Below are 14,178 nucleotides of genomic sequence, written 5' to 3'. Positions count from 1 at the left end.
GTCAAATCGTGGCATCCTTCCTACATCCTCTAGCGACTAGAGGTGCAAGAGGAAAATCATGAAAAAGATCACCATCGGCGAAGCGGCCCGGCAAAGCGGCGTGAAAGTCCCGACGATCCGCTATTATGAGAGCATCGGTCTGTTGGCCGAACCGGAGCGCAGCGAGGGCAACCAGCGCTCCTACGCGCAATCGCATCTGCACCGTCTCGCCTTCATCCGCCACGCCCGCGAACTGGGCTTCGAGATCGACGCCATCCGCACGCTGCTGACGCTGCAGGACGACCCCAACCAATCCTGCGCCTCCGCCGACGCCATCGCCAAGGCCCGCCTGATCGAAGTCGAACAGCGCATCCGCAGCCTGATGGCCCTGAAGGCCGAGCTGGAAATGATGGTCGAAGGCTGCGGCCACGGCCGCGTCGACCAATGCCGGGTGATCGAGGTTTTGGCCGATCACGGGGAATGCATGCATCCGCATCATTGATGGGGGGGTGGGTGTATCCACCCCAATTGCCATCTCGCAGTGGCCCATCGACCATCATGAAAAGCAATGCTTTTCATTGCCTCAAACCGAGTTTGGTCAGCACAGAGCTGAATAGTTCTTTGCAGGCAAACTCCGAGCCATACCGCAATCGCTATTTCGGCTTGAAGGCGCTTTCGAACATCACCACGCGCCGACCAGGGAATTGCCGATGAGCGGCACAAGGTTGGTTTTCCCGTCCTGATTCCGAACCGTGATTGACGCCTGCATTTTCTTAGGCGACTTCCGAAACCAGTTGGTGGCGACGATAGCGAGGTCTCCGATCATCGGTTGCTTGCGCCAGTCGGCGAAACGGCGGTTCGTAGCATCAGGCTCGGAATGATAGAAGAAATCTCCGGTTTGGCTGAGATCGTTGATGGATTGCGCCATGGAGGAAAGCGGACGCTGAAACATCTTCGAATGGATCGACAGATCCGGCGCACTTTCCGAGAACGCCGGGGCCATGAAGTCGATTGCCCAGCCGTCCGCCTCAACCCAGCAGTGGAAATTTTCGCCGGCGCCGGAGACATAGCCATCATCGCGCTGGTCGGCGAAAAGGATGTGTTTTCCGTCTAGATTGTAAGCGGCGAGACCGCCTTTCGGCTTTGCCTTGACCTTGAAATGATGTTCGAGAATGAAGGCCCCAAACGTGCTGAAATACATCGAAGCCGTAGCGGGATTGGCGTTTTCGTTGATCAGCAGGCTGTTGATGACCCGGTAGATCCGATGGTAGTCGCTTTGCTTGATCAGCATGGTCGTTCGCCCTTAAGCCCTACAATATGGGCCTTCCCGTAAGTGATGGCGGCGGTCATGTAAATGTCGGATGTGACGAGATGGCCTCTATCCTTCGCTCCGGCTCGGATATGAGGAGATGCGATTTCAGGTGGTTTCGATAGCAAGCCAGCAACGATGTAACGCATCAGCCCCCCGCATTTATGATCGCTATTGAACATTGCGACGAACCTCTTGCAAGCTTGCACCCATCGTTCACCGAACAGGGGAGCGCTTAGCCCTCAACGGATAGAATTCCGCTCATGGATTTCAATCTACTTTTATAACGAAAACCGGACGCCTGGGCGCCCGGTTTTTCTACTTCGTCAAGTTCGTTATAGGGGCGATACGACTGCCGCCTTCCAATCAACTGCACCCGCTCGTCGCGCCGCACGTGTCGCACTTCTCGCAGGTCCCATTGCGGACCATCGTGAAGTTCTGGCATTCGGTGCACATGTTGCCGGTGTAGCCCTGCATGATGGAGCGGGCGCGGCGTTCGGATTCCAGCTTCTTGGCTTCGGTCTTGGCCGTTGCCGCGTCGTCCGCCGCCTTGTCGGTGAAGAGGCCGGTTTCTTCGGCCACTTCCTCGGCGATCTCTTCGGCCAGCTCCTTGGCGCGTTCCTCATAGTCGCGCTTGAAGGCGACGACTTCCGAGGTGGAGATGGAGCTCGTCGTTTCCAGCTTGCGCACGGCATTGCCGGAGAAGGCGGAGATCGTCGAGACCGAGGAGGCGCGGGCAGGGGCGGCCGTGGCCGAACCCTTGACCTCGGCTGCCGGGCGTTCGCCCGAGGTCGGCACCAGCGTCGGCTTGTAGCCGCGGGTCAGGCCCTTGGAGAACACATCGGCCTTGCCTTCCGAAATGCCGCGGCCGAGCGCCGTGGCGTTGAAGTCCGAGGTGTCGACATGGGCGAGATCGTGGCGGCCGAGATAGGAGATCGCCAGTTCGCGGAATACGTAGTCGAGGATCGACGTGGCGTTCTTGATCGCGTCGTTGCCGGTGACGATGCCGGCCGGCTCGAACTTGGTGAAGGTGAAGGCATCGACATACTCTTCGAGCGGCACGCCATATTGCAGGCCGAGAGAGACGGAGATGGCGAAGTTGTTGATGAAGGCGCGCAGAGCCGAGCCTTCCTTGTTCATGTCGAGGAAGATTTCGCCGAGACGACCGTCGTCATATTCGCCGGTGCGTAGGAAGATGGTGTGTCCGCCGATCTTGGCCTTCTGGGTATAACCCTTGCGGCGACCGGGGAGCTTCTCCTGGCTGCGGACGACCTTTTCGATGACGCGTTCGATGATCTTCTCGGTGACGGTGACGGCTTGGGCGGCTGCCGGAGCCTGCAGGAATTCCTCCAGCGCATCCTCGTCATCCTCGTCTTCGATCAGCGAGGCGTTCAGCGGCTGGCTGAGCTTGGAGCCGTCGCGATAGAGCGCGTTCGCCTTCAGGCCGAGCTTCCAGGACAGCATGTAGGCGTTCTTGCAATCCTCGACGGTTGCTTCATTGGCCATGTTGATCGTCTTGGAAATCGCACCCGAGATGAAGGGCTGAGCAGCCGCCATCATGCGGATATGGCTCTCGACCGAGAGGTAACGCTTGCCGATCTTGCCGCAGGGATTGGCGCAATCGAAGACGGCGAGATGCTCGTTCTTGAGGAACGGCGCGCCTTCCAGCGTCATCGCACCGCAGACATGGATGTTGGCGGCTTCGATGTCCTTCTTGGAGAAGCCGAGATGGTCGAGCAGGTTGAAGCTGATATCGGCCATTTGCTCGTCGGAAACCTTCAGCGTGCCCTTCAGGAAGTCGGCGCCGAGGGTCCACTGGTTGAAGACGAACTTGATGTCGAAGGCGCTCTTCAGCGCGGCGTTGACGGCTTCCACCTTCTCGTCGGTGAAACCCTTGGCCTTCAGCGTCGAAGGGTTGATGGCCGGCGCCTGGTTCAGGTTGCCATGGCCGACGGCATAGGCCTCGATCTCGGCGATCTGGCTTTCGCTGTAGCCGAGTGCCCGCAGCGCTTCCGGAACGGCGCGGTTGATGATCTTGAAGTAGCCGCCGCCGGCGAGCTTCTTGAACTTCACCAGCGCGAAGTCCGGTTCGATGCCGGTCGTGTCGCAATCCATGACGAGGCCGATCGTGCCGGTCGGCGCGATGACGGTTGCCTGGGCGTTGCGATAGCCGTGCTTTTCGCCGAGTTCCAGCGCCTTGTCCCAGGCAGCCTTGGCATGGGCGACGAGGTCCTGGTCCGGATTGTGGCCGTGGATCAGCGCCACCGGATTGACCGACAGGCTCTCATAGCCCGAGGTCTCGCCATAGGCGGCGCGGCGGTGGTTGCGGATGACGCGCAGCATGTTCTCGCGGTTCGGCTTGAACATCGGGAAGGTCCCGAGCTCGGAAGCCATTTCGGCGGAGGTGGCATAGGAAATGCCGGTCATGATCGCGGTCAGCGAGCCGGCGATGGCGCGGGCTTCGTCCGAGTCGTAGGGAATGCCCGACGACATCAGCAGGCCGCCGATATTGGCGTAGCCGAGGCCGAGCGTGCGGTATTCATAGGAAAGTTCGGCGATGCGGCGCGACGGGAACTGCGCCATCATCACGGAGATTTCGAGAACGACGGTCCAGAGGCGGACGGCGTGTTCGTAGTCGGCGATGTTGATGCGCTTGGTGGCCGCATCCTTGAAGGTCATCAGGTTCAGCGAAGCGAGGTTGCAGGCCGTGTCGTCGAGGAACATGTATTCCGAGCACGGGTTGGATGCGCGGATCGAGCCGGCGGCCGGGCTGGTGTGCCAGTCGTTCATCGTCGTGTTGAAGTGCAGGCCCGGATCGGCCGATGCCCAGGCGGCATAGGAGATCGATTCCCAGAGATCGCGCGCCTTCAGCGTCTTGATGACCTTGCCGTCCTTGCGGGCGGTCAGGTGCCAGTCGGCATCGCTCTCGACGGCGCGCAGGAACTCGTCCTTGATCGAGACGGAATTGTTGGAGTTCTGGCCGGAAACGGTCAGGTAGGCTTCCGAATCCCAGTCGGTGTCGTAGGTCTTGAATTCAAGATCCTTGTAGCCCTGGCGGGCGAACTGGATGACGCGCTGGACGTAGTTTTCCGGAACCTGATCCTTCTTAGCCGCGCGGATCTCGCGCTTCAGGGCAGGGTTCTTGGCCGGGTCGAAGCAATCGTCATTGTCGCCTTCGCAATTGACCGTCGCCTTCATGATCGCCTTCAGATGCTTGGCGACGATCTTCGAGCCGGTGACGAGGGCGGCGACCTTCTGCTCTTCCTTGACCTTCCAGTTGATGTATTCCTCGATATCCGGATGGTCGATGTCGACGACGACCATCTTGGCGGCGCGTCGCGTCGTTCCACCAGACTTGATGGCGCCGGCGGCGCGGTCGCCGATCTTCAGGAAGCTCATCAGGCCGGAGGAGCGGCCGCCGCCGGAGAGCTTTTCGCCTTCGCCGCGCAGCAGCGAGAAGTTGGAGCCGGTGCCGGAACCATATTTGAACAGACGCGCTTCACGAACCCAGAGGTCCATGATGCCGCCTTCGTTGACGAGATCGTCCTCGACCGACTGGATGAAGCAGGCATGCGGCTGCGGATGCTCATAAGCCGACTTGGACTTGGTGAGCTTGCCGGTGAACGGATCGACATAATAATGGCCCTGGCCGGGGCCGTCGATGCCGTAGGCCCAATGCATGCCGGTGTTGAACCATTGCGGCGAGTTCGGCGCGACGCGCTGGGTGGCGAGCATATAGGCAAGCTCGTCACGGAAGGCCGAGGCGTCTTCTTCGGAGGAGAAGTAGCCGCCCTTCCAGCCCCAGTAGGTCCAGGTGCCGGCCAGACGGTCGAAGACCTGGCGCGCATCGGTTTCGGAGCCGCTCTGCTTTTCCTTGGCTAGATCCTTCATGGCCGCATCGTCGGCAACGGAGCGCCACAGGAAGGAAGGAACGTCGTTTTCCTCGACCTTCTTGAGCTTGGCGGGCACGCCGGCCTTGCGGAAATACTTCTGCGCGAGAATGTCGGCCGCGACCTGGGAGAACTGCGCGGGAACGTCGATGTTTTCGAGGCGGAAGACGATCGAGCCGTCGGGATTCTTGATCTCGCTGGTCGCCTTGCGGAACTCGATCTCCGCGTAGGGTGACTGGCCGGCCTTCGTAAAGCGACGTTCGATGCGCATGTCCCAATCCTCATTCGTTGGTGCGCGCCCGCCTCGTGAACAGGGCGCAAAAATTCTCATTCCGGCATCGCGAATTTAACGCGCAGCCAGTCTCTGATCCGCTTTCTGACAGGAGGTGTCATCCGGAGATGCTCTTCCTGTATCTTGTGGTGATGGTGGCTGCAAACACTAAATATAGTATTAACAGCTTATTGCCGCCAGTCCCCGCATGTGTTTTTTCGGCAGCTTCGAGATCGGCACAAAACCCCTCACGGCGCCACCATGGGAATGGTGCATCGCCCTGAATCCAAATCCGATTTCGAGTTGAGGACCAGCCCTCGTTATTCCGCCTGGCCCAGTCGCCGCCGCAACGTTTCTCATTAACTTTGAAAGACCCGATTCCGTCAAGGGGTGGTTTGCGACGGATTTTTAACCACAATATCTTGTGGGCTGATCTGTGGAAATTGGGGAAATGCCAGGAGGCTAGAAGATTCAAGCTCTTGGCGGAAAATGCTCGCCCTTCGTGAGACCGCTATGGGGGCGGATATCACCGGCAACGAAAACAAACGCGACAAAATTGTGACCGTGACCGCGAAGCCATTGGCATGGAGGCAAAACCATGCCGTAGCGTCTCATGATTCGCGCGGAAGGCCTTGAATCCCACATGTTCTCGATGGGTGGATGCCACTAAATATAGTGGGCGCCGAAGCGCCCACCCTCAATTCCGACCGTTGCGCCCGATTCGGGCACCCCAGGAAAATTCGCCGCTGATTCGCGGTGCCGGCGATGGAAGTCAGCCGCGATGACCCTTGGCGATCGGCTCCTGATAGGTGAAGCCCATGTCCCAGGGGAAATAGATCCAGGTGTCCTGGCTGACTTCGGTGATGAAGGTGTCGATGGTCGGCACGCCCTTCGGCTTGGCGTAGACGCAGGCGAAATGCGCCTTCGGCATCAGTGCCCGCACTTCGAGCGCCGTCTTGCCGGTGTCCGTGAGGTCGTCGAGAACCAGCACGCCTTCGCCGCCGTCGGTCATCAGCTCCGGCGTGATGCCTTTCAGCAGGGTCATTTCGCCCTGGCTGGAGTAATCGTGATAGGAGGCGACGCAGACGGTTTCGATCAGGCGGATGTTCAGCTCGCGCGAGATGATGGCGGCCGGCACCAGGCCACCGCGGGTGATGCAGACGATCGCCTTGAACTCGCGGTTGAGGCCGGCAAGCCGCCAGGCAAGCGCGCGGGCATCGCGGTGAAACTGATCCCAGGATACGGGAAAGGCTTTATCGGGCAGGGACATGGCAGAAAGCTCCGGGGCATGGAATAACGACGCGCCGGCACGGCCGGCGACCCTGAGCAGACCCCGCAACGGGCGCGGATCATGGACCGAATCCTGAAACGCTGTTCGCTCGCCGTCTGCCTGAACATGATCCAGGCAAGCGGCCGCTCGGCGTCCTGCCTCATGTTCCATGGACCGCGCGAATGGTTCCCGGGCGGGAATTCTGCCATCGGTCGCTGCTTTCTGCTGGATTTACGGCCAAAAGGCAAGAGCGGGGCGCTGCCGGCTGCCGTCGGGATCTGCCAAGGATGTCTGAATTCCCGCAAGATCGCGCGATCCCGACGCTCAATCTTTCGATTTCGGGCTTTCGATTTCGGGATCGTGCAAACTCACCGCGCGAGCAAGGTCATCGCCGTCATCGAGTGCAGCAGCGTCCGCGTCGTGCCGCCGAAGATCAGCTGCCAGAGCCAGGAATGCGTATAGGCGCCCATGACAAGCAGATCGATCGAATTGTCGGCGAGGCGGTTTTCGATGACTTGCGAGGGCGTCTTGCCGCCGCAGGTCGCCGTGGCCGTCGTGGCGCGAACGCCGTGGCGGGCAAGCGTCGCGCCGATATCGGCGCTGATCTGTTCCGGCGAATGCTTTGAGCTCTCGGACGTATCGACCGAGAAGATCTCCACGGAATCGGCCGCTTTCAGGAATGGCAAGGCGTCGAAGGTGGCACGGGCCGCTTCTTTCGAGCCGTTCCAGGCGATCAGCACGCGGCGGATCGGCTTCGGCTGCGTGAAGATATAGGGGATCATCAGCACAGGACGGCCGCTTTCGAACAGAAAGCTTTCGACATCGACATGCAAGTCCGAAGATTTCGAGGGGTCGGGCTGCACGGCGATCAGCAGATCGGCGCTGCGGGCGCTTTCGATCAGCGGTTCGGTGCCGTAGCCGACGGTGCTCATGAAGCTGCGCCAGTCATAGTCGAGACCCTCGCGTTCCATCTTCGCGCGGAACAGCCGTTCGATCTCGACCGCCTGGCTGTGTGCCATGTCCTGAAGCGCCTGCACGGCCACTGGATCGGGAATTTCCATCGGTGCGACCAGCGGCACGGAAGAGACGATTTCCGCATGCAGGCCGACAATGTGCGCGCCGTACTCCCGGGCGAGCGCACTGGCGAAGTCGACCGCCACATTCGCGTTTTCAGGAGTGTCGAGTATGACCAATATGGTCTTGTAGGACATGACGTGATCTCCCGTTTCGGAAGGGATCGGATCAGTTCATTATACCACCATTCCGTCTGATATTAATGCGGCATATACCGATCCGGTTCCCCACGGCTGGCGGGTTCGATCTGAGCCTCATGTCGCAGACGGCTGATTTTCCCTGGCTTTTGCCTGCCTGATATCCTCGATCATGGCCCTGACCTCGGCTGCGACCGTCTCGACCCGTTCGGCGGAGCGGGCGCGCACGACGATCTCGGTGGAGAAGGACTGGCCGACATAGCGCGGATAGGAACCGATGCTGGTATCCGGATGGGCTTTCTGGATGGCGCCGAGTGGTGTGCCGATCTCGCCTTCGCCGTAAGGGCAGGAAATTGCCGTCGAGAGCATGCGCGTGCCGGTGCGCAGCGTCGGCACGACATTGTCGAGCATGGCCTGGAACACCTGCGGCACGCCGGCCATGACATAGACGTTGCCGATGTTGAAGCCGGGAGCGGTCGAAACCGGATTGGCGATATGCTTCGATCCCACGGGCATGCGCGCCATGCGCTGGCGGGCCTCGGTGAACTCCATCTCGCGCCGGGCATACATTTCACCCATGATCCGCATCGCTTCCGGCTCATGCTCGCAGGCGACGCCGAAAGCCTTGGCGATGGCATCGGCGGTGATGTCGTCATGCGTCGGGCCGATGCCACCCGAGGTGAAAACATAGTCATACTGGCCGCGCAGCGCGTTCAAGGCGCTGACGATCGCATCCTCGTCGTCGGCGACGATGCGCACTTCCTTCAGATCGATCCCGGACAACAGCATGATGTCGGCGAGGTGACCGATATTCTTGTCCTTGGTCCGGCCGGAGAGCAGTTCGTCGCCGATGGCCAGCATGGCGGCGGTGACAATGGTTTCGTTGGTCATGGAAGCATCCGTGGAATTGCGCTGCCCGCGCGTTTGATGTCTCGAATAGGTAACGCCGTTTGCTGCGAATGCAAACCACCGTTCTCCTTTCGCCCACGAAGAGAAATAGTGGCCGCAAATGATGTTCGTCTACATCGGGTGAACAGTGCGTTCCAGCTGCCGGGGATGCGTCTTGGTCCTGGCGCTGGTAAGACTAACGCCGGAATTCATCGTGTCCAACAGATGGGAGATGTTCATGGCAAAGGTTTTGGTCCTCTATTATTCCGCCTATGGTCATATCGAGAAGATGGCCTATGCCGTCGCCGAAGGCGCGAAATCGGCGGGCGCCGAAGTAACGGTCAAGCGCGTTCCGGAACTCGTGCCGGAAGAGGTGGCGAAGGCTTCCTACTTCAAGCTCGACCAGGAAGCGCCGATCGCAACGCCCGACGAATTGGCGGAATACGACGCCATCATCGTCGGCGCCGGCACGCGCTTCGGCACCGTGGCCTCGCAGATGCGCAATTTCTGGGATCAGACCGGTGGTCTGTGGTTCAGCGGCAAGCTCGTCGGCAAAGTGGGTTCGGTGTTCACCTCTTCCGCCACGCAGCACGGCGGCCAGGAATCCACCATTCTCGGCTTCATCCCGACTTTGCTGCATCACGGCATGGCGGTGGTAGGTCTTCCCTATGCCTTTCAGGGGCAGATGGGCACCGAGGAAGTCAAGGGCGGCTCGCCCTACGGCGCCTCGACGATCACCAACGGCGACGGTTCGCGCCAGCCTTCGGAGATTGAGCTGGAGGGCGCGAAATACCAGGGCGCCCATGTGGCCAAGATCGCCGCGAAGCTCGCCGGCTGATTCTGCTCCATTGACGATGAAACGAGGCGTGGCGAGAGCCGCGCCTTTTTCATGGGTCCCGTTTTGCCGCAAACAGGCACCGGAATAGTAAGGAATGCCGATTATGTGATCGCTATTTCTGGTGGCATTCATAATGCGTTCATCAATTAGGCTTCAATGAAGAGCCGTAAACTTTGATTGGAGACATTATGAGCAAAATCTTCAACATCGTCGGCGCAGGCGCGTTGACTCTGATCATGGGATTCGCATCCGTTACGCCTTCGGTCGCAGCACCGCTCAACCCGGCCAAGCCGGCGGTAGGCGCTGCCAGCACGGCCATCGAACAGGTGCAATACCGCGAGCGGGACGGCCGGCGCTGGGAAGACAGAAGGCATCGCCCGAATCGTCGTCCTCCGCATTATCGTCCCGGCTACTGGAAGGGCTATCAGGGCTACCGTCACGCGCGCCCCGGCTACCGCCGCCACAGCGACGGCTTCTGGTATCCGCGCAGCGCATTCACGATCATCATTCGCTGATCGTCGCAAGACATAGCAGAGTTGAGCAAGGCGGTCCGTTGGGCCGCCTTATCTTTTGGAGTCTATCGAATGCGATGGGTCCGATCTGCAAGGGTAGCAAGAAAGCTTCATTGCCGATCAAAAAACGACCGCGCAAAGCTTCCCAAATCAACCCATGCAAGTTATTGAAATCGCCCAGCGCGGACGTGGCGAAACTGGTAGACGCAAGGGACTTAAAATCCCTCGGCCTTAGGCTATACGGGTTCGACCCCCGTCGTCCGCACCATGATCGCCGTGGAACCAAATCTTTGCAAAGGCTGCCATTTCCCGCCCGGGAGGCTTTGCCTCAATCATCCATGAATATTCCGATAATTTAAATTAGAAAAATCTGGTAATATTCGGAAGGAAAAGTACAAAGCGAAGCCCGCCGGAATCGGCTGGGCCGGGTTAGGGCGGGCCTCTAACCATCATCATGATGGCTGGTTCGTATTGGAAGCGGAGCGGTTCGTCCTGTCAATTCGAAGATTTTAGGGTTTTGACGGCAGCGACGTGCCGGTGCATGCTCGGTGGCTGCCGGCCGGACGGACATTTGCGGGCCGGGTCGCCATTATGTCGCCTCGACAGGTCCGAAAGCGCGATAAACAGGCTTTCGTTACTCATGTTTCCTGTGCCATAGCGAAGGCGGATCGAACAAGAACGGACCAGACCCGTGGACAAGCAGAATGTTCCCGACGCCATCGAGGCCATGCGTGGCCTTTTTCCCGCAACGCCGCTGCAGCTCAACGAGCATCTTTCCGCTCGTTACGGGGCCGACATCTGGCTGAAGCGCGAGGATCTGACGCCGGTCCGCTCCTATAAGATTCGCGGTGCCTTTAATTTCTTCCGCAAGGTGATCGCCGAGGGCGGCACGGGCAAGACCTTCGTCTGCGCGTCGGCCGGCAACCATGCCCAGGGATTCGCCTTCGTCTGCCGTCATTTCGGGGTGCCGGGCGTGGTCTACATGCCAGTGACGACGCCGCAGCAGAAGATCGACAAGACCCGCATGTTCGGCGGCGATTTCATCACCATCAAACTCTTCGGCGACTTCTTCGACCAGTGCTATCAGGCTGCGCGCGAACATGTGCAGCAGATCGACGGCGTCATGGTGCCGCCTTTCGATCACGCCGATATCATCGAGGGGCAGGCGACGGTCGCCGCCGAGATCGCCGAGCAATTGCCCGAGGGCGTTCTGCCGGATCACATCATTCTGCCCGTCGGCGGCGGCGGATTGGCCGCCGGCATCACCGGCTATTTCGCCGATCGCCTTGCCAGGGAAGCCTTCGTCTTCGCCGAGCCGGCGGGCGCGCCAAGCCTCAGGCGCAGCATCGAGGCGGGGCAGGTGGTGACGCTGACCAAGGTCGATAATTTCGTCGACGGTGCCGCGGTCGGGCGCATCGGCGACTTGAATTTCGCTGCGCTGAAGGCGTTCGCGCCGGAGCAGGTCCGGCTGATCGCGGAAAACGCCATCTGCGTGACCATCACCGATATGCTGAATGTCGAAGGCGTGGTGCTGGAGCCCGCCGGCGCGCTGGCGATCACCGCGCTGGAAACCATGGACCGCGACGCCATTCGCGGCAAGACGATCGTCGCGGTCGTGTCCGGCGGCAATTTCGATTTCGAGCGTCTGCCCGACGTCAAGGAGCGCGCCATGCGCTATGCCGGGCTGAAGAAATATTTCATCCTGCGCCTTGCCCAGCGTCCCGGCGCGCTGCGCGATTTCCTCAATCTGCTCGGTCCCGACGACGATATCGCCCGCTTCGAATATCTGAAGAAGACCGCCCGCAATTTCGGCTCGATCCTGATCGGCATCGAAACCAAGGATCCGGACAATTTCAAGCAGCTGATCGCGAATTTCGAAAAGGCGGGCATGGGTTACGAGGACATTACCGAAAACGACATCCTCGCCAACCTGATCATTTGACTTTGCGACCTCGCAACCTTCGTGCTAGAGCATTTCCGGGAAAAGTGCGCAGCGGTTTTATCCGGTATTGCGTAAAAACAATGGGATAGAGCGGTCAATCAGCCCCACGAGGCGCTGAAGCGCTCCAAAGGCGGAACATGGCTTCGATCTTGTCGAATATCCTCTCGATCTTCACCGGCGGTGCATCGGCGACGAGCGCCGAAAAGACCGGCGGCTCCTCCGTCGCGGCCGAGCCGCAGACGCATGGCGACTGCACGATCCATGCGACGCCGCAGCGCGAGGGCAATCAGTTTCGCCTGATGGGCCGGATCGAGAAGGAAGTGAACGGCGAGACGCTGGTGCGTAATTTCATTCGCGCCGATGTCTTCACATCCTCGGACGACGCGCTCGAATCGACCTTCCGCAAGGCGCGGCAGATCATCGATCAGAACGGTCCGTCGCTGTTCGGCGATGGCGAAAAGACCCGTCAGGTCTGAGTTCGCGAAACGGACTGAAGCCGCGATTTCGAAATCGCGGATTCTTGCCCGTCTAGATCGTCCCGACCAAGATCTGCGGCTCATTGCTGACGGGAAAGTTCATCGAACGGGCGATGAAGCACATCTCATGCGCCTTGTGATGCAGGTCGAGCGCTGTCTTCGCGTCCGATGCCGCATCGATGACGATCCTGGGACGCAAGACGACAGAGGTGAACTGTCCGGCACCGCTGCTCTCCTCCAGCATGGTCCCTTCGGCCGCATCCTCATAGGAAAGCACGATCACGCCAGTTTGGGCGCAAAGGCCGAGATACCAAAGCTTGTGGCAGGCGGAAAGGGATGCGACCAGCAGCTCCTCGGGGTTCCAGCGGGCGGGATCGCCACGGAAGCTCGGATCGGACGATCCGGCGATCGTCGGCTTTCCCTCGGCGCTGATCTCGTGATCGCGTCGGTAGCTGCGATAGCTCGACGTTCCTGTGCCGTCATTGCCGGTCCAGACGATATTGACCCGATAGGTATGCAGCTTGTCTTTCACGGAGTTTCTCCGACCGTCTACGAGGCGTCTGCGCTCTGGATAGGTTCCCATCGATGCATTGTGACCGCCTATACCGCAAGGGATCGTCCGAAGGCCAAAGCCACTTTCACGATAAATGGCAGGCCAGTCCTGCTCGGCGCTGACAATCCGGCGGTCTGGATTGTGATTATCTTCGCGATGAAAAAAGGCCGCCATCGGCGTCGATGCCGGGCGACCTTTGCGATCCCGTGGGAAGTCGGGCTCCTTATGCCTCCCTTGCTGTCCGGAAGAGCTTGGCGCCCGATGGAGCGCTGGTGGCGCCGCCGTCGACGGTGATCTCGATGGCGGTGACATTGCTCGAATCGTCGGATGCGAAATAGAGGGCTGCCTTGGCGATCTCTTCCGCTTCGCTCATGCGGCCGAGCGGGCTCAGGCTGCCGAAGCGGGCTTCCAGCGCATCCTTGGCGTCTTCCGTCATTGCCCGCGTATTCCAGATCGGCGTTTTGGTCGCGCCCGGCGTCACCTGGTTGACACGGATGCCGCGCGGCGCGAGTTCGGAAGCCAGGTTGCGGGTCATGGCGCGGACAGCTGCCTTGGTGCCGGCATAGGCGGAATAGCCGGGGATGCCGAGAACCGCATGCACCGAACCGTTCAGGATCACCGACGCACCGTCATTCAGATGCGGCAGGGCCGCCTGCACGGTGAAGAAGACGGCGGTGAAATTGGTGCGAACCACCGTCTCGAACTGTTCGAGCGTGGTCTTTCCGACAGCCGTTTCGCCGGCAATTCCCGCATTGGCGAAGACGATGTCGAAATTGCCAAGCTTCTCAGCCGCTTCCGCGAAGGCTTTCTCGGTGGCCGCAACGTCGGTGACATCGACCTGCAACGCCAGCACATCGCCGCCCAACTCCTCGACGGCGGCGGCAAGGGTCTGGGGATTGCGGCCGGTGATGGCGACCTTGGCGCCCTCGGCGAGGAAGAGGCGGGCGGTCGCAAGCCCGATGCCGCTGTTTCCGCCGGTGATGATGGCAACCTTGTTCTTGAGGCGCATGTTGGTAACTCCTATTGGCTTTGATGGCGA

General features: G+C 60.2%; 12 protein-coding genes and 1 tRNA gene. 6 read left to right on the top strand and 7 right to left on the bottom strand.

The annotated features are described in order from the left end of the window. The first annotated feature begins 58 nt into the window (after positions 1 to 58). Complete coding sequence (locus FHX11_RS05120; protein WP_184355646.1) at positions 59 to 481, top strand: helix-turn-helix domain-containing protein; 423 nt, start codon at positions 59 to 61, stop codon at positions 479 to 481. Positions 482 to 661: 180 nt separating this feature from the next. Here FHX11_RS05120 and FHX11_RS05115 read toward each other — a convergent pair whose 3' ends face one another. The 5 genes from FHX11_RS05115 to FHX11_RS05095 all read right to left on the bottom strand — a co-directional run bounded on the left by FHX11_RS05115 (position 662) and on the right by FHX11_RS05095 (position 8,821). After that, on the bottom strand, positions 662 to 1,270 hold the full coding sequence (locus tag FHX11_RS05115) for a DUF2026 domain-containing protein (protein WP_184355644.1): 609 nt from the start codon (positions 1,268 to 1,270) through the stop codon (positions 662 to 664). Positions 1,271 to 1,654: 384 nt separating this feature from the next. Beyond that, entirely contained in the window at positions 1,655 to 5,449 is a 3,795-nt protein-coding gene (locus tag FHX11_RS05110; RefSeq protein WP_184355642.1) for a vitamin B12-dependent ribonucleotide reductase, read from the bottom strand. Positions 5,450 to 6,221: 772 nt separating this feature from the next. Further along, the gene (gpt, locus tag FHX11_RS05105; RefSeq protein WP_184355640.1) at positions 6,222 to 6,719 is read right to left on the bottom strand and encodes a xanthine phosphoribosyltransferase; all 498 of its coding nucleotides are present in this window, start codon (positions 6,717 to 6,719) and stop codon (positions 6,222 to 6,224) included. A 368-nt stretch (positions 6,720 to 7,087) separates the two neighbouring features. Then, positions 7,088 to 7,930: a universal stress protein gene (locus FHX11_RS05100; protein WP_184355638.1), complete on the bottom strand. Its 843-nt coding sequence runs from the start codon at positions 7,928 to 7,930 to the stop codon at positions 7,088 to 7,090. A gap of 117 nt (positions 7,931 to 8,047) precedes the next feature. Beyond that, positions 8,048 to 8,821 carry a competence/damage-inducible protein A gene (locus FHX11_RS05095; protein ID WP_184355635.1) on the bottom strand — a complete coding sequence of 258 codons (774 nt, stop codon included), beginning with the start codon at positions 8,819 to 8,821 and terminating at the stop codon, positions 8,048 to 8,050. Between the two features lie 235 nt (positions 8,822 to 9,056). On the opposite strand from FHX11_RS05095, the gene wrbA reads away from it, so the two are divergent. The 5 genes from wrbA to FHX11_RS05070 all read left to right on the top strand — a co-directional run bounded on the left by wrbA (position 9,057) and on the right by FHX11_RS05070 (position 12,586). Beyond that, on the top strand, positions 9,057 to 9,656 hold the full coding sequence (gene wrbA / locus FHX11_RS05090) for an NAD(P)H:quinone oxidoreductase type IV (protein ID WP_184355633.1): 600 nt from the start codon (positions 9,057 to 9,059) through the stop codon (positions 9,654 to 9,656). 188 nt (positions 9,657 to 9,844) lie between these two features. Then, the gene (locus FHX11_RS05085) at positions 9,845 to 10,171 is read left to right on the top strand and encodes a hypothetical protein (protein WP_184355631.1); all 327 of its coding nucleotides are present in this window, start codon (positions 9,845 to 9,847) and stop codon (positions 10,169 to 10,171) included. 179 nt (positions 10,172 to 10,350) lie between these two features. Continuing rightward, a tRNA-Leu gene (locus FHX11_RS05080) sits at positions 10,351 to 10,436 on the top strand. A gap of 423 nt (positions 10,437 to 10,859) precedes the next feature. Continuing rightward, complete coding sequence (gene ilvA, locus FHX11_RS05075; RefSeq protein WP_184355629.1) at positions 10,860 to 12,110, top strand: threonine ammonia-lyase; 1,251 nt, start codon at positions 10,860 to 10,862, stop codon at positions 12,108 to 12,110. Positions 12,111 to 12,247: 137 nt separating this feature from the next. After that, on the top strand, positions 12,248 to 12,586 hold the full coding sequence (locus FHX11_RS05070; protein ID WP_184355628.1) for an HlyU family transcriptional regulator: 339 nt from the start codon (positions 12,248 to 12,250) through the stop codon (positions 12,584 to 12,586). Between the two features lie 52 nt (positions 12,587 to 12,638). Here the strand turns inward: FHX11_RS05070 and FHX11_RS05065 are convergent, their stop codons facing one another. Both FHX11_RS05065 and FHX11_RS05060 read right to left on the bottom strand, forming a co-directional pair. Then, the gene (locus tag FHX11_RS05065) at positions 12,639 to 13,118 is read right to left on the bottom strand and encodes an OsmC family protein (RefSeq protein WP_184355626.1); all 480 of its coding nucleotides are present in this window, start codon (positions 13,116 to 13,118) and stop codon (positions 12,639 to 12,641) included. Positions 13,119 to 13,362: 244 nt separating this feature from the next. Next, positions 13,363 to 14,148 (bottom strand): SDR family oxidoreductase, encoded by a 786-nt coding sequence (locus FHX11_RS05060; protein ID WP_184355624.1) that lies wholly within the window; start codon positions 14,146 to 14,148, stop codon positions 13,363 to 13,365. Between the last annotated feature and the right edge of the window lie 30 nt (positions 14,149 to 14,178).

The sequence above is a fragment of the Rhizobium sp. BK602 genome (assembly GCF_014195095.1).
Classification (GTDB): Bacteria; Pseudomonadota; Alphaproteobacteria; order Rhizobiales; family Rhizobiaceae; genus Rhizobium.
Note: the sequence above shows the minus strand (reverse complement) of the source record. Positions and strands in the feature narration are given on the sequence as shown.